The 14,900-nt window shown below is 68.0% G+C and carries 14 protein-coding genes; 9 read left to right on the top strand and 5 right to left on the bottom strand.

From position 1 onward, the window contains the following. Positions 1–34: 34 nt before the first annotated feature. The 7 genes from ACYVBN_RS18055 (at position 35) to ACYVBN_RS18025 (ending at position 7,313) form a co-directional block, all read left to right on the top strand. Entirely contained in the window at positions 35–1,111 is a 1,077-nt protein-coding gene (locus ACYVBN_RS18055; protein WP_460601721.1) for an extracellular solute-binding protein, read from the top strand. After that, a complete protein-coding gene (locus tag ACYVBN_RS18050) occupies positions 1,108–2,250 on the top strand; it encodes an ABC transporter ATP-binding protein (protein ID WP_460601720.1) in 1,143 nt (380 codons plus the stop codon). Before ACYVBN_RS18055 ends, ACYVBN_RS18050 begins: the two co-directional genes overlap by 4 nt. Next, positions 2,247–3,179: an ABC transporter permease gene (locus ACYVBN_RS18045; protein ID WP_460601719.1), complete on the top strand. Its 933-nt coding sequence runs from the start codon at positions 2,247–2,249 to the stop codon at positions 3,177–3,179. The genes ACYVBN_RS18050 and ACYVBN_RS18045 overlap by 4 nt, the downstream gene beginning before the upstream one ends. Then, the gene (locus ACYVBN_RS18040) at positions 3,179–4,048 is read left to right on the top strand and encodes an ABC transporter permease (protein ID WP_460601718.1); all 870 of its coding nucleotides are present in this window, start codon (positions 3,179–3,181) and stop codon (positions 4,046–4,048) included. Before ACYVBN_RS18045 ends, ACYVBN_RS18040 begins: the two co-directional genes overlap by 1 nt. Before the next feature lie 4 nt (positions 4,049–4,052). Further along, positions 4,053–5,432 carry a mannitol dehydrogenase family protein gene (locus ACYVBN_RS18035; RefSeq protein WP_460601717.1) on the top strand — a complete coding sequence of 460 codons (1,380 nt, stop codon included), beginning with the start codon at positions 4,053–4,055 and terminating at the stop codon, positions 5,430–5,432. A 148-nt stretch (positions 5,433–5,580) separates the two neighbouring features. Beyond that, positions 5,581–6,474 carry a Bax inhibitor-1/YccA family protein gene (locus ACYVBN_RS18030; RefSeq protein ID WP_460601716.1) on the top strand — a complete coding sequence of 298 codons (894 nt, stop codon included), beginning with the start codon at positions 5,581–5,583 and terminating at the stop codon, positions 6,472–6,474. A gap of 53 nt (positions 6,475–6,527) precedes the next feature. Beyond that, the gene (locus ACYVBN_RS18025) at positions 6,528–7,313 is read left to right on the top strand and encodes an aminoglycoside phosphotransferase (RefSeq protein WP_460601715.1); all 786 of its coding nucleotides are present in this window, start codon (positions 6,528–6,530) and stop codon (positions 7,311–7,313) included. 6 nt (positions 7,314–7,319) lie between these two features. On the opposite strand, the gene ACYVBN_RS18020 is transcribed toward ACYVBN_RS18025, so the two are convergent. After that, the gene (locus tag ACYVBN_RS18020) at positions 7,320–7,598 is read right to left on the bottom strand and encodes a hypothetical protein (protein WP_440282350.1); all 279 of its coding nucleotides are present in this window, start codon (positions 7,596–7,598) and stop codon (positions 7,320–7,322) included. A 101-nt stretch (positions 7,599–7,699) separates the two neighbouring features. Between ACYVBN_RS18020 and ACYVBN_RS18015 the strand changes: the two genes are divergently transcribed. Further along, entirely contained in the window at positions 7,700–9,691 is a 1,992-nt protein-coding gene (locus ACYVBN_RS18015; protein WP_460601714.1) for an OPT family oligopeptide transporter, read from the top strand. 71 nt (positions 9,692–9,762) lie between these two features. On the opposite strand, the gene ACYVBN_RS18010 is transcribed toward ACYVBN_RS18015, so the two are convergent. The 3 genes from ACYVBN_RS18010 to ACYVBN_RS18000 form a co-directional block, all read right to left on the bottom strand. Then, entirely contained in the window at positions 9,763–10,986 is a 1,224-nt protein-coding gene (locus ACYVBN_RS18010) for an acetyl-CoA C-acetyltransferase (protein ID WP_460601713.1), read from the bottom strand. A 135-nt stretch (positions 10,987–11,121) separates the two neighbouring features. After that, a complete protein-coding gene (locus tag ACYVBN_RS18005) occupies positions 11,122–11,535 on the bottom strand; it encodes an HIT family protein (protein WP_440282347.1) in 414 nt (137 codons plus the stop codon). A 40-nt stretch (positions 11,536–11,575) separates the two neighbouring features. After that, a complete protein-coding gene (locus ACYVBN_RS18000; RefSeq protein ID WP_460601712.1) occupies positions 11,576–12,694 on the bottom strand; it encodes an SGNH/GDSL hydrolase family protein in 1,119 nt (372 codons plus the stop codon). A 140-nt stretch (positions 12,695–12,834) separates the two neighbouring features. On the opposite strand from ACYVBN_RS18000, the gene ACYVBN_RS17995 reads away from it, so the two are divergent. Further along, positions 12,835–14,214, top strand: coding sequence for a cystathionine beta-synthase (locus ACYVBN_RS17995; protein WP_460601711.1), 1,380 nt, complete (start codon positions 12,835–12,837; stop codon positions 14,212–14,214). A 413-nt stretch (positions 14,215–14,627) separates the two neighbouring features. Here ACYVBN_RS17995 and ACYVBN_RS17990 read toward each other — a convergent pair. After that, a partial coding sequence (locus ACYVBN_RS17990) for a hypothetical protein (RefSeq protein WP_460601710.1) occupies positions 14,628–14,900 on the bottom strand: 273 nt, incomplete at its 5' end.

Raw genomic sequence — 14,900 nt, 5'->3', positions numbered from 1 at the left:
GGCCTCGGCGGTGCCGACCACACCATCGAAGCCCGTGACCCTCAACATCCTCGACGTCGCCGGCAACAAGCAGCTGACCGGCGACATCTTCTCGTCCTTCGCCCACGAGCACCCCGACGTCATCTCGAAGGTCACCTGGCAGACCGCGGGAGCGCCGGACATGGCCGGCAAGGTGAAGGCGCAGCAGGACGCGGGAAACCTGCACATCGACCTGGTGCTCACCGGCACCGACGGGCTGTCCGCCGGCATCGAGCAGGGCCTGTTCGTCAACATGAAGAAGTTCTCCGACCGGCTGTCCAACATGGCCGACTACCAGGCACCCGCGGCGAACATGCAGAAGCTCGCCCAGGACCAGGCCGTCGAGCTGGTCTACTACCCGTCCGGTCCGCTGCTGGAGTACAACCCGGACAAGGTGAAGAACCCGCCGAAGACGGCGGACGAACTGCTGGCGTGGGCCAAGGCGCACCCGGGCAAGTTCGGCTACGCCCAACCGGCGAACTCCGGCCCCGGCCGCACTTGGCTGATGGGGCTGCCCTACATCCTGGGCGACAAGGACCCCAAGGACCCGGTCAACGGCTGGACCAAGACCTGGGACTACCTGCAGAAGCTCGGCAAGTACGTCAAGACCTACCCGACCGGCACCAGCGTCACGATGAACAACCTGAAGACCGGTGCCTGGGACATGGCCCTGACCACCACCGGCTGGGACATCAATCCGCGGGCGCTCAACCAGGTGCCGAAGAACTTCAAGGTCACCTCGCTCGACGGGTTCAAGTGGGTGTCGGACGCGCAGTATGCCGCGGTGCCGAAGGGCGTCTCGGCGGACAAGATGTCGGCGATCCTGCAGGTGCTCAACTACGCGCTCACCCAGAAGCAGCAGGCGAAGACGTTCGACGACGGCTACTTCTACCCGGGGCCGGCGGTCAAGGGCGTGACGATCGACATGGCGCCGCCCAAGAGCCAGCAGGTGATCAAGGAATACGGCCGGCCCGAGTACGCCGACCTCATCGCGTCCCACCCGGTGGTCACGCCGATCGACGCGCAGAAGCTGGTGAAGGCCTTCAGCATGTGGGACAAGAAGGTCGGCAGCGGGAAGGCGGGGAGTCAGTGACCGGCCGACACGAGGACTTCAACACCCTGCGGCTGGACGGGCTGACCCGCAGCTTCAGCGGTCACACGGCACTGCACGGTCTCGACCTGGAGATCCAGCGTGGCGAGTTCATCGCGCTGCTCGGCCCCTCCGGCTGCGGCAAGTCGACGGCGTTGAACTGCATCGCCGGACTGTTGCCGCTGACCGCCGGCCGCATCATGCTCGACGATCACCCAGTGGACCAGTTGCCGCCCGAGAAGCGGGGATTCGGCATGGTGTTCCAGAATTACGCCCTGTTTCCGCACCTGTCGGTGCGCAAGAACATCGCCTTCGGTCTGCAGATGCGCAAGGTGCCGCGAGCCGAGATCAAGCGTCGTGTGGCGGAAGCCATCGAGCTGGTGCAGCTCGGGCCGCACGCCACGAAGCTACCCGGCCAGATGTCCGGCGGCCAGCAGCAGCGCGTCGCGATCGCGCGCGCCGTGGTGTTGCGGCCGCCACTGGTGCTGATGGACGAGCCGCTGTCGAACCTCGACGCGAAGCTGCGCCTGGAGATGCGCACCGAGATCCGGCGCCTGCACCAGTCTCTCGGGCTGACGACGATCTACGTCACCCACGACCAGGAGGAGGCGTTGTCGCTCGCCGATCGGCTCGTCGTGCTGCGACACGGCGAGGTGCAGCAGGTCGGCACCCCGCAGGAACTGCACGAGAGACCGAGCAACGCACATGTCGCCGATTTCATGGGTTACCGCAACCTGTTCGACGGCATGGTGGAGCGGGTCGAGGGCGGCGAGGTGAGCGTCTCGGTCCTGGGCACGACGGCGCGCGGTGTCGCCGCCGGCCCGCTCGGCCCAGGCGACCGGGTGCAGGTCGGCATCCGACCCGAGGACCTGACGATCGGGGACCCGGGCGCGGTGGCCGCGCTCACCGTGGACGCCACCGTCGACGTGGTCGAATACCAGGGCAGGGAGTTCGCCGTGGAGGCGCACCTGCGCTCGGGTGAGGCCGTCCATGTGCGGACCGGCGCACGGCCGGCCACCGGTGAGGTGGTGCGACTGACCGCAGAAGCGCGTCGCGTGCTGGTGTTCCCGCCGGCTGCTGACACCTCTGAACCGCCCGACCGCTCAGCAGAAACCCTTGCAGCAGCTGGTGTCTCGACATGAGCGCACCGGTGATCGACAAGCGGCGGCAGACGCCGGGGAACGGTCCGTCGCACAAGCCGTCACTGGTGCACCGGCTCGCCGAACACGGCATTGATCGCACACTGCTCCTGCTGGTGCCCGGGTTGCTGTTCGTCATCGTGCTGTTCGTCTATCCGTTCCTCTACGGACTCAACCTGTCGCTGCACCCCAACAACGGCGGCATGTTCGGCGCATACAAGGCGTTCTTCACCGATCCCGAGATGCGCGGCTGGGACTCGCTGTGGATCACCTTGAAGCTCTCCTTACCGGCGGCTCTGATCAACGTCGTCGCGTCGATCCCGCTGGCCTACATGATGCGCGGCAACTTCCGCGGCAAGCGGTTGCTGACGACCATCCTGGTCGTGCCCATCACGCTGGGCACCGTGCTGACGGCCGAGGGCCTGCTCAACTTCTTCGGTCCGCGCGGCTGGTTCAACCGCTTCCTCGGCCTCTTCGACCTCGGCCCGGTGCAACTGGTGCAGAACTACTGGGGTGTGCTGTGGTCGCTGATCATCTCCGGCTTCCCCTTCGCGTTCCTGCTGATCCTGTCCTACATGTCCGGGATCGACCCGTCGCTGGAGGCGGCGGCCAAGACTCTCGGTGCCGACTGGAAACAACGGTTCCGCCGGATCATCATGCCGCTGCTGGCACCCGGCCTGGCCACCACCTTCTGCCTGACCTTCGTGCTGGCGTTCAGTGTGTTCCCCTCGGCGATCCTCGTCGGCGACCCGTCCGGCTCGACCCGGGTCGTGGCATACGTCGCCTACAACGCATGGGGCCAGATGTTCAACTACCCGCTGGCGTCCGCGTCCGCGATCGTGATGGGAGTGGTCGAGATGATCGTGATCGGCATCGTCCTGATGCTGCGATCGACCATGTACAAGGGTTCGACGGCAGGAGGTAAGGGCTGATGAGCGCTCTCGCCGAGCGTCCGGTGGCCACCGGACGCCGCCGCCGGATCGTCGCGTCACCCGGGAAGTTCCTGACCTGGGGCGGTATGGCGATCTTCCTGATCCTGCTGTTCGGGGTCATCGCATCCGTCGTGGTCAATTCCTTCGCCGGCAAGTGGTTCGACAGTTGGCTGCCGACCAGCTACAGCGGGCAGTGGTACGGCACCGCCTGGTCGCAGTACGACCTGACACAGGTGGTGCTGACGACGCTGATCGTCGCCATCGTGGTGGTGGCGCTCTCGGTGCTCATCGGCGTGCCGGCGTCATACGTCCTGGCCCGCAAGAAGTTCCCCGGATCGAAGCTGGTGATGCTGCTCTTCCTGCTGCCGATCATGATGCCGCCGATCACCTACGGCATCCCGCTCGCGACGCTGCTGAACTACTACCACCTGGCTCCCGGGCTGACCGGGGTCATCCTCGCCAACCTCGTGCCGTCCGTGCCGTTCGTCGTGTTGACGATGACGCCGTTCATCGAGCAGATCAACCCCTCGATCGAGTCCGCGGCCCGCATGTGCGGCGCCTCGACGTCGAAGTTGTTCGTGCGCATCCTGGCACCGTTGCTGATCCCGGGAATGCTCGCATCGGCGGTGCTGGTGCTGGTGCGCACTGTCGGCATGTTCGAGCTGACATTCCTCACCTCCGACTCCAGCTCCAACACCCTGGTCGTGGCTCTCTTCACCGCCATGACGGGCGCCGGCATCCGCGCGCAGCAGTCCGTGGACGCGATGGCCGTGATCTACATGCTGTCGATGCTGGTGCTGCTCGTGGTCGCGTTGCGCTTCGTCAACCCGACCCAGCTGGTCGCCCGCGTCGAGGATTCGAAGGACTGACGCAGTGGATCGGCTCTCCCTCGCGACGTTGCCGGGTGCTCGCGTCGGCGCAGTTACCCTGCCGGAAGTTGATCCTCGCAGCCTCTCGATCGGTGTGGTGCACCTCGGGATCGGTGCCTTCCACCGAGCGCATCAGGCGGTCTACACCGAGCGAGCGTGCGCGGCGACGGGAGATGACCGGTGGGGTGAGTGGGCGGTGACCGGGCGGTCAGCGACGGTCGTGCAGCAGTTGCAACCGCAGGATGGTCTGTATGGCGTGCTGACCAAGTCGTCCGACCGCTCGTCCCTCCATGTCGTCGGGTGTGTTCGACGGGTTGCCAATGGAGGCGGCGATCCGAGCGACGTGCTCGCCGCGATAGCAGACCCCGCGGTGCGCGTGGTGACCCTCACCATCACGGAGAAGGGTTACACCCGCACCGGATCGTCGGTGGGCATGCTGGCCGCGGGTCTGGCCGCCCGCTTCCGGGCAGGCGCCGAGCCGGTCAGCGTGCTCAGTTGCGACAACCTGCCCGGCAACGGGTCACAGCTGCGCCGACTCGTGACCGAGCTGGTGACGGCGTCCGGACCCGACGACGTCACAGCATGGCTCGAGCAGGCGGTGACCTTCCCGTCGACGATGGTGGACCGCATCGTGCCCGCGACCACCGACCAGGACCGTGCCGAGGCGGCGCAGCTCTCGGGCCTGCGGGACGAGGCCGTCGTCGTCGCCGAACCGTTCGGGCAGTGGGTGATCGAAGATCGTTTCGCCGCCGAGCGTCCGGCATGGGAACAGGCCGGTGCGACCCTCGCCGCGGATGTGGCGCCCTACGAGCAGGCCAAGCTGCGCATGCTGAACGGCACCCACTCCCTGCTGGCGTATCTGGGTGCGTTGAGTGGGCACCGCACGATCGCCGACGCGGTGGCCGACGAGTCGCTGCTCGAGGCGGCGCGCGGACTGCAGCGCCAAGACGCGCTCCCGACCTTGCAGACACCACCCGGCGTGGACCTGGCGGCCTACGGCGATCAGATCCTGCAGCGCTTCGCCAACCCGCACCTGCGACACACCACCGTCCAGGTCGCGATGGACGGCTCGCAGAAGCTGCCGATCCGGGTGCTGGACACCGCGCGGGATCGGCTCCGCGCCGGCGCCGTCCCGCACCACTGCGCGCTCGCGATCGCCGCGTGGATGGTGTATGTGCGCCGCGGCCGCGACGTCGCCGGTCAGGAACTGCCGTTGCGCGATCCGCTCGCCGACGTGCTGCGCGAGCGGGCCGCCGGACCGGCCGCTGGACTGGTCGACCGGATGCTCGGCATCGGACAGGTCTTCGACGCCGAGATCGCCGGCTCCGACGTCTTCCGCGCCGCGGTCCGAGAGGCTGCGCACTCGGTGCTGGCGCAGTTCTGACGACCGGCGGCGAGGCCGAACCACCGGCACCCGGGCGGAACACCGACGGTGTGCCGCAACGTTGACCAGGATGTACGTGTGGTTCCGGTCGCCTAGACTGCGACCAGGCATCAACCGTCACAGTGATCGATCAACGTTAGGGACTGCCATGGCATCAAATCCGGTGTTCAACCGGTTCAACGAGGACCTGTCCAAGGGGCGGTTGACCGGATCGCAGCCGCAGTACGGCCAGTTCAGCACTCCTGAACAGCAGCAGGCCTCGCGCTACGGCTACCCGCAACAGCCGGGTTACCCGCAGCAGGGCTACCCGCAGGGACCCGACCTGGAGAAGATGTACGACGCGCCGTCGGCGACTGCGCTCCAGGCCGGCCGGATGACCCTGGACGACGTCGTCACCAAGACACTCGGCCTCTTCGGGGTGCTGCTGGTCTTCGCGGCCGTCGGCTGGTTCGTCGGCAAGGAGAACCAAGGCGCCGGCATGGCCCTGTGGCTGGGCGGCATGTTCATCGGTCTGGCCATCGGCTTCGTGATCTCGTTCAAGCGGAAGATCTCGGTCCCGCTAATCCTGGCGTATGCCGTCTGCGAAGGACTGTTCGTCGGCGCCGCCAGCGGTTTCTTCAACCGCGTCTACCCCGGTGTCGTCGCCGAGGCGGTGCTCGCGACGCTGTGCGTCTTCGCCGGCATGTTCGCCGGTTGGAAGTCCGGGCTCATCCGGGTGACCGAACGCTCGCGCAAGATCTTCGGCCTGATGGCGGTCGGCTACCTGCTCTTCGCCCTGGTCAACGTCGCCCTGGTCTGGACCGGCGCGATCAGCAACCCGTTCGGCGTCGGCGGCACCGGCCCGCTCGGCATCATCATCAGTGTGATCGCCGTCGGTCTCGCGTCATACTCGCTGGCGGTCGACTTCGACTCGATCCAGCGCGGCGTCGCCGCGCAGCTTCCGCAGAAGTACTCGTGGTTGATGGCGCACGGCCTGCTGGTCTCGGTCGTCTGGCTCTACATCGAGTTGCTGCGGTTGTTCGCCCGGATCCAGAGCCGGTAGTCCTGGCCGCCCACAGCAGCACGCAGGTCGAGCACGCGCTTCCGTCGGAGCGCGTGCTCGACCTCTTTGCCGTGCCGGACGACCTACGGCGACTGCCGGGCGGCCAGGGTGGCAGCGTCCTGGCCGGTGACCTGGTGCTCAGCCCGGGGCGCGACCGCCCGACCGCCGACGAGCTCAGCCCCCGCCTGGCCCGGCTGGCAGTGGACCTGGACACCCGCGCTCGCCGCAGCGTCCGCGTCGCCATGCCGATCCCGGCCCGTGACGGCAACTGGGTGGTCGAGGGGTGGTCCGCCAGCCGCTACGAGCCGGGCAGCACGAGCTGCACCGACCCGGCCGTGGTGCGTGCCACCGGCGCACTGCTGCACGCCGAGCTGGCCCGGGCGATCGGGCGGTGGCCCCTCGCCGCACAACCACCGCGCAGCCGCTGGGATCGTGCCGAACGCATCGCCTTCGCGCACGGAGCGGCCCAGCTGGACGAATACTCCTGTGCTCAGGCGCAGTTGGCGCGCGAGTTGCTGATGCTGCGGACCGACGACGACCTCGGTCCGCAGCAGCTGGTGCACGGTGACCTGGCCGGCAACGTGCTGGTGGATGCTGCCCATGTCCCCGTCGTCATCGACTTCGCCCCCTACTGGCGCCCGGTCCGCTGGAGCGACGCAGTGGCCGTGCTCGACCTGGTGATGTGGTGCGGCGCGGATCCGGCACTGATGCAGGACTGGACGCGAGGTGCGCCCCGACAGGCGATGCTGCGCGCCGCGATCTTCCGGGTGCTGTCCGATCTCCGGCCGGACGCCCAGCACCTCGAGCGCTACCGCGCCGTGCTGGCGCCGCTGCGCTGAGCAGCGTCAGGGCAGCGCGCGGCGCACCTGCGTCAGGCCCTGCAGCGCCAGCGACTCCAGGCCCGTGCGGCACGCGTCATACACCGTCACGGTCAGCTGCTCGGCCAGCACGGCGTCCCCCAGGTCCGGTATGTCGAGCGGCTCCAGCGCCTGCTCGCGCCGGGTTCGGTCGGCCAGCTGTTGCGCGAGATCGCGCAGCAGCGAAGCGTTTTCGCGGGTCTGTTGCGCCGTGAGTTGCTGCCAGCGTCGGGTCACCCGCCGCAGTTCGGTCGTGACGTCGTCCACCACCACAGCGTATGGCGCTCGGGTACGGCGGGATTCGGGCGTGAGCGCCGACGCGTTTAGGGTGGGTTGGTTCGTGTGTTCCATCGAGGAGGTTCCATTCCATGTCCGCTGAGAGCTCTGCGGGCCGGTCGGTCGTGCGGGAGCTGACTGTCCGCGGCATTGTCATCGGCGGTCTGATCACCCTGGTGTTCACGGCGGCCAACGTCTATCTGGGCCTGAAGGTCGGCCTGACGTTCGCCACCTCCATCCCGGCGGCGGTCATCTCGATGGCCGTGCTGCGCTACTTCGCCGACCACTCGGTGGTCGAGAACAACATCGTGCAGACGATCGCCTCCGCGGCGGGCACGCTGTCGGCGATCATCTTCGTGCTGCCCGGCCTGGTGATCGTGGGCTGGTGGAACGGCTTCCCCTACTGGACGACCATGGCCGTCTGCCTGGTCGGCGGCATTCTCGGAGTGGCCTACTCCATCCCGTTGCGTCGCGCCCTGGTCACGGGATCCGACCTGCCCTATCCCGAAGGCGTCGCAGGCGCCGAGGTGCTCAAAGTCGGCGACACCCGGGAGGGTGCGGACGAGAACAAGCGCGGTCTGCGCGTCATCATCGTGGGTTCGCTTGCCGCGGCGGCGTTTTCGCTGCTGGCGGCGCTCAAGGTCGTCGCCGGATCGCTGCAGAAGGTGTTTCATGTCGGCAGCGGCGGCACGATGATCGGCTCCAGCCTCTCGCTCGCGCTCATCGGTGTCGGGCACCTCGTCGGTCTCGGCGTCGGCATCGCGATGATCGTCGGCCTGCTCATCTCGTTCGGGGTGTTGCTGCCGATCAAGTCCTCCGGTCACCTGCCCGCTCACGGTGACATCACTGACGCGGTCAGTGGTGTGTTCGCCACCGACGTGCGCTTCATCGGCGCCGGTGCGATCGCGGTCGCCGCAGTCTGGACGCTGCTGAAGATCATCGGCCCCATCATCGGCGGCATCAAGGACGCGATCGTCTCCAACCGTGCGCGGCAGGGCGGTGAGGAGCTGGACGTCACCGAGCGCGACATGCCGATCACCATCGTCGCCGGCATCGTGCTGCTGTCGTTGATCCCGATCGCGTTGCTGTTGTGGGGTTTTGCGCACGACACCAACCTCAGGGGCAGCCTGGTGGGCCTCATCGTGCTCAGCCTGATCTTCGTGCTGCTGATCGGCCTGGTCGTCGCAGCGGTCTGCGGTTACATGGCAGGTCTGATCGGTTCGTCCAACAGCCCGATCTCCGGCGTCGGCATCCTCGTGGTGCTGGCAGCCGCTCTGCTCATCAAGGCGATGTTCGGCGGCGGCAGCGGTGCACATGCCGAGGCGCTGGTGGCCTTCACCCTCTTCACCGCTGCGATCGTGTTCGGTGTCGCGACGATCTCCAACGACAACCTCCAGGACCTCAAGACCGGTCAACTGGTCGGGTCCACGCCGTGGAAACAGCAGGTGGCGCTGGTGATCGGCGTCGTGTTCGGCTCACTCGTCATACCGCCGATCATGGATCTGATGAACAACAGCTTCGGCTTCCTGGGCGCCCCGGGCGCCGGCAAGGACGCGCTCGCGGCTCCGCAGGCGTCGCTCATCTCATCGCTGGCCAAGGGTGTCTTCGGCGGCTCCCTCGACTGGGGCCTGATCGGCCTGGGTGCGGCCATCGGCGTCGTCGTGATCGTCATCGACGAGGTGCTGGGCAAGACCACCGGTCGGCTGCGGCTGCCGCCGCTGGCCGTCGGCATGGGCATGTACCTGCCGATCTCGCTGACGCTGATGATCCCGCTGGGTGCGGTGATCGGGACGTTCTACGACCGGTGGGCCGACCGCAACACGGCGAACCCGGTGCGGGTCAAGCGGCTCGGCGTGTTGGTGGCGACCGGCTTCATCGTCGGGGAGAGCCTGTTCGGGGTGCTGCTCGCGGCGATCGTCGCGGCCACCGGCAAGGATTCGCCGCTCGCCGTGGTCGGCGACGGTTTCCTGCACTGGTCGGAGGGCCTGGGTGCGGTCCTCTTCGTCGTGCTGATCGCCGGTGTCTACCAGTGGACCCGCAAGGTGGCCACCGCGGGCGACGAGGTCGCCGGGGCCACGAGCTGACCCCACCGGCCACCATTCGGCCCCGGACCGCACGTGCGGTCCGGGGCCGAATTACGTTCCGGCGTCGAGGTTCAGGACAGCCGCTCGTAGATGATCGCCATACCCTGACCGCCACCGACACACATGGTCTCCAGACCGAAGGTGCCGTCCCTTTCCTGCAGGCCGTTGAGCAGCGTGGTGGTGATCCGCGCGCCGGTCGAGCCGAACGGGTGGCCCAGCGCGATGGCGCCGCCGTGCACGTTGAGCTTGTCGAAGTCCATGCCGAGGTCGTCGGCGGAGGGCAGCACCTGCGCGGCGAACGCCTCGTTGATCTCGTAGAGGTCCAGGTCGTCGATCGTCATACCGGCCCGCTGCAGCGCCTGACGGGACGCCTCGACCGGCCCGAGGCCCATGATCTCCGGCGACAGCGCGGAGACGCCGGTGGACACCACCCGGGCGAGCGGGGTGAGGCCGAGATCGGCGGCCTTGGTGTCGCTCATCACCACCACCGCGGCCGCGCCGTCGTTGAGCGGGCAGCAGTTGCCGGCGGTGACGGTGCCGTTCTCCCGGAACACCGGCTGCAGCGTGGAGACCTTCTCCAGGGTGACGCCGGCACGCGGGCCGTCGTCGGTGCTGACGACCGTGCCGTCCGGCAGGGTGACCGGCGCGATCTCCCGGGCGAAGAAGCCGTCCGCGATGGCCTTCTCGGCGCGGTTCTGGCTGCTGACGCCCCACTCGTCCTGGCGTGCCCGGCTCACTCCGCGCAGCGTCGCGACATTCTCGGCCGTCTGGCCCATCGCGATGTAGATGTCGGGCAGCTTGCCGTCCTCGCGCGGGTCGGACCAGGGAGTGTTGTCCTTGGCGATCTGCTCGGTCCGGGTCTTGGCCTCCTCGAACTTCGGGTTCTGCCAGGCGACGTTGCTCCCGCCGGCGCCGGAGAAGTCGGCGTAGCGGGACACACACTCGACACCGGCGGAGATGAAGACGTCGCCTTCACCGGCCTTGATGGCGTGCGCCGCCATCCGGGTGGTCTGCACCGAGGAGGAGCAGAAGCGGTTGACGGTCGCGCCCGGCAGGTGGTCCCAGCCGCCGAGCACCGACACGACGCGCGCCATGTTGCTCCCGTGTTCGGCCCACGGTTCGGCACAGCCGAGGTAGAGGTCCTCCACGAGCTTCGGGTCGAGACCGGGCGCCCGCTCCAAGGCCGCCCGGATCACCTGCACGCTGAGGTCGTCGGGGCGAATGTCCTTCAGGGATCCCTTGAACGCACGGCCGATCGGGGTGCGCGCAGTGGAGACGATGACAGCTTCGGGCATGGGGTCCTCCGTCGATGCAGGAGCGGGTCTTCGGAACGTGCTGTGGCCGATCGCGGGATGTTACTCGCGGGTATGCCGCCTTCGAGTGTATGGCGTCCGCGCCGACGGCCCGCCGGCACCTCGTGGCCGTCGGCGTCAGTCCCGCAGCAGGGCGGCAACCTCGGCGATCTCGTCCGGGTCTCCCGGTTGGGGGATCCACGGCAGTTGCAGCGGGTCGTCCTCGTAACGCGGTATGACGTGCAGGTGGAAGTGGAAGACGGTCTGCCACGCCTCGGAGCCGCAGCAGTTGAGCAGGTTGATGCCGTCCGCGCCGAGCCGATCCATCGCGCGCCGTGCGACGGACTGGCCGGCCAGGGCGACCGCGGCGAGCTGGTCCGGAGCGATCTCGAGCAGGTCCTTGGCGTGCTGTTTCGGGACCACGAGCGCGTGGCCGCGGGTGCCGGGATTGAGGTCCATGAAGGCAACGGTGTGCTCGTCCTCATGGATCTTGTCCGCGGGCAACGCACCCGCCACGATCTTGCAGAAGATGCAGTCAGCCTCAGTCGTCATACCGCCGACTGTAAACCTCTGCCGGCGGCCGCGAGCGGGGTCAGTCCGAGCCGATCGGGTGGTGCGCCGCGGGGGAGTCGGGCGGCGTGTCGTCCGCGGCGTCGTCCGACCGGTGCGCTGACGCATCACCGGGCGGAGCGGTCGGGATGTCGGCGGCTGCCGTGCCGGCGGTCTCGGGATCCGGCAGCGGGTGGCGGTGACGACGCAGCAGCACCGCCCAGGGGCCGCGGGCGTTGCGCGCCATACCCTTGACCTCGGTGCCGGTGACCTCGGTGCCGGGGTCGCGGGCGGCCCGCCGAGCCGCGGAGGCGACCGGGCGGACGGCCTCGCCGCGCAACCGGTCCGGTTTGCGTCCGGTGTCCGGGGAGACCTCGCCGAGCGCGTCGAGCACGCTCGGCAACAATGCGGAGGCCGCACGGGCGTAGCCGGCGGATGAGGGGTGGAAACGGTCCTTAGAGAACATCACCGTCGGGCTGTCGGAGAATTCGTGCCCCAGCAGGTCGCCGAGCGAGACGGTGCGCCCGCCCATTTCGACGACGGTGCGGGTCTGCGCTGCCGCGAGGTGGCGCGACCACCGACGAGCGAGCTGGCGCAGCGGCTGGGGCACCGGCTTGATGACGCCCAGGTCAGGACAGGTCCCGACCACGACCGGGCTACCGGCATCGCGCAGCCGGCGGACGGCCTCGGCCAGGTGCTCGACGGCGTCGGTCTGCGACAGCCGGCTGGTGACGTCATTGGCGCCGACCATGATCAACGCCACGTCCGGGTGGGACACGGACTCGAGCGCCGCGTCCAGCTGGCCGCCCAGATCCGGTGAGGTCGCGCCGACGACTGCGACGTTGGTGAGCCGGACCGGCCGCCCGGCGAACGCGGCCACGGCGGCGGCGATGATCGCCCCGACGGTCTGGCTCGCGTTGTCCGCGCCCATGCCCTTGGCGGTCGAGTCTCCCAGCACCAGCAGGTCGATCGGCTCGCCGGGAGCGGCCCCGTAGGTGCCGTTGTCGTCCGGTGCACCGTCGAACGGCTGACCGACGACCCGTCGGGCGATCGCGGCCTCGCCCTTGAGCACACCCCATCCGCCGAGGACCCCAGCCGCGCCCACCCCGGCGATCTCGGCCGTGTACATGGCGACCTTGCGCGCCACCGATGCCCGGCTCATCGCTGCCTCACCCGCCCTTGCTGCCGCTAGTATGTCGTCATCGTCCGTGGGTGCCCATGCTCTCATTTCGCCGCGACGGGTCCGCCGGGTGTGTGTGGCATGAGGCCCCGCGATCATCCGACATCTGAGACGATCGGTGCATGAAGTTCGCTGAGCACATTGCCGATCTGGTGGGTGGTACCCCGCTGGTCCGTCTGTCGAAGGTCACCGAGGGCATCGCGTGCACCGTTCTGGCCAAGGTCGAATACGTCAACCCCGGAGGGTCGGTCAAGGACCGCATCGCGTTGCGGATGATCGAGGCGGCCGAGGCGTCCGGAGCGTTGCAGCCGGGCGGCACCATCGTCGAGCCGACCTCGGGCAACACCGGTGTCGGGCTGGCCCTCGTCGGCCAGCGCAAGGGTTACCGGTGCATCTTCGTCTGCCCGGACAAGGTCAGCGAGGACAAGCGCAACGTGCTCAAGGCGTATGGCGCCCAGGTGGTCGTGACACCGACGTCGGTGCCGCCGGAGCATCCGGACTCCTACTACAGCGTCTCGGACCGCATCGCCGCGGAGACGCCCGGCGGGTGGAAGGCCGACCAGTACTCCAACCCCGAGGGCCCCAACTCCCACTACCACTCGACCGGTCCGGAGATCTGGGCCGACACCGACGGTGAATTGACCTCCTTCGTCGCCGGCATCGGCACCGGAGGCACCATCACCGGCACCGGCCGCTTCCTGCGCGAGGTCTCCGCGGACCGACCCGGCGGTCGGGTGCGGATCATCGGCGCCGACCCGGAGGGCTCGGTCTACTCGGGCGGCAGCGGCCGTCCCTACCTGGTCGAGGGCGTCGGCGAGGACATGTGGCCCCGGGCCTACGATCCGTCGGTCGTCGACGACGTCATCGCGGTCAGCGACGCCGACTCCTTCGCGATGACGCGGAGGCTGGCCCGCGAAGAGGGCCTGCTCGTGGGCGGCTCCTGCGGTATGGCGGTCGTGGCCGCGCTGCGACACGCAGCGACGCTGCCTGCCGAGGCGACCGTCGTGGTGCTGTTGCCGGACTCCGGCCGCGGCTATCTGTCGAAGATCTTCGACGACACCTGGATGGGCAGCTACGGGTTCCTCCCGGAGCAGGCGGAGGAGCAGACCGTAGGCAGCGTGCTGTCCGCCAAGGCAGGCTCGATGCCGGCGTTGGTGCACACCCATCCCAACGAGACCATCCGCGATGCGATCCAGATCCTGCGTGAGTACGACGTCTCGCAGATGCCCGTCGTGAAGGCAGAGCCACCGGTGATGGCCGGCGAGGTCGCCGGTTCGGTGAGCGAGCGCGAGCTGCTCGACGCGCTTTACACGGGGGCAGCACACCTGGCCGACCCGGTGGAGCGTCACATGGAGGCGCCGTTGCCGATGATCGGCGCCGGCGAGCGCGTGTCGGGAGCACGCGACCTGCTGAACAAACACGACGCGGTGATGGTGGTGCAGGACGGCAAGCCGGTCGGTGTCCTGACCCGCGCCGATCTGCTGAGCCTGCTGGTCGACTGAGCCGAGCTGTCTGCTTCGACTCCTCGCAAATCAGTCGGTGTCGGCCACGAGCGTCGCTCGTGGCGGACACCGACTGTTTTGGTCGTCGTCTTGCGGCCGTCCACGTGTTGTCGGTTGCCTGATCTCGGCTGTTGGGTGCGCGGACCTGTCGTTCGATGGAGTTCTCGTGCGCCGTCGCCGGCACGAGCAAGCTCGCTGCCGGCCACTGGTCGTTCTGGTCGTCGGTTCCGCGGCCGTCGAGCGACGAAGACCGCGGAAAAATGGCGGAATGGCCCCGATTTGGTAGTTCGCGCGTCGGTGGTCTACTGTTCTTCATGTCAGCCCAACGGGGCGGCACAGCGGAGAGCGAAAGCCCTTCGTAACCGCCCACCAAAGACTGGCTGATCGGATTTTGAAGCCGGTCAGATGGTCTGCTAGGCTGACAACGTCGCTCGGAGCCAAGTGCGCGAGAGTCGAGAGCCTCCGGTTCTGGACTTGCCGCCCAAGAGTCGAGTGGACATCAACCAAGATGCACAGTTCTTGCTGATGCGTGGCGCCTGCTGCGCGGACGTGAGTGTCTGGTCGTTTTTTGAGAACTCAACAGCGTGTCGAATGATTGATGCCAATTGTTTGTTGGTTTGATCGTTTTTGTAGCATTTTTGCTCTTGATCGATTTTTGCCAGTTTTGGATTCTTTTTTGGAGAGTT

Source organism: Flexivirga lutea (assembly GCF_054778955.1).
The sequence above is the reverse complement of the archived record's forward strand: the minus strand, read 5'-3'. Positions and strand labels throughout refer to the sequence as shown.

Bases quoted from the DNA above. Each gene is read 5' to 3' on its own strand.
- ACYVBN_RS18045 (WP_460601719.1), top strand. From the start codon at position 2,247: ATGAGCGCACCGGTGATCGACAAGCGGCGGCAGACGCCGGGGAACGGT.
- ACYVBN_RS18000 (WP_460601712.1), bottom strand. From the start codon at position 12,694: ATGAGCCGGGCATCGGTGGCGCGCAAGGTCGCCATGTACACGGCCGAG.
- ACYVBN_RS18005 (WP_440282347.1), bottom strand. From the start codon at position 11,535: ATGACGACTGAGGCTGACTGCATCTTCTGCAAGATCGTGGCGGGTGCG.
- ACYVBN_RS18040 (WP_460601718.1), top strand. From the start codon at position 3,179: ATGAGCGCTCTCGCCGAGCGTCCGGTGGCCACCGGACGCCGCCGCCGG.
- ACYVBN_RS17995 (WP_460601711.1), top strand. From the start codon at position 12,835: ATGAAGTTCGCTGAGCACATTGCCGATCTGGTGGGTGGTACCCCGCTG.
- ACYVBN_RS18015 (WP_460601714.1), top strand. From the start codon at position 7,700: ATGTCCGCTGAGAGCTCTGCGGGCCGGTCGGTCGTGCGGGAGCTGACT.
- ACYVBN_RS18010 (WP_460601713.1), bottom strand. From the start codon at position 10,986: ATGCCCGAAGCTGTCATCGTCTCCACTGCGCGCACCCCGATCGGCCGT.
- ACYVBN_RS18030 (WP_460601716.1), top strand. From the start codon at position 5,581: ATGGCATCAAATCCGGTGTTCAACCGGTTCAACGAGGACCTGTCCAAG.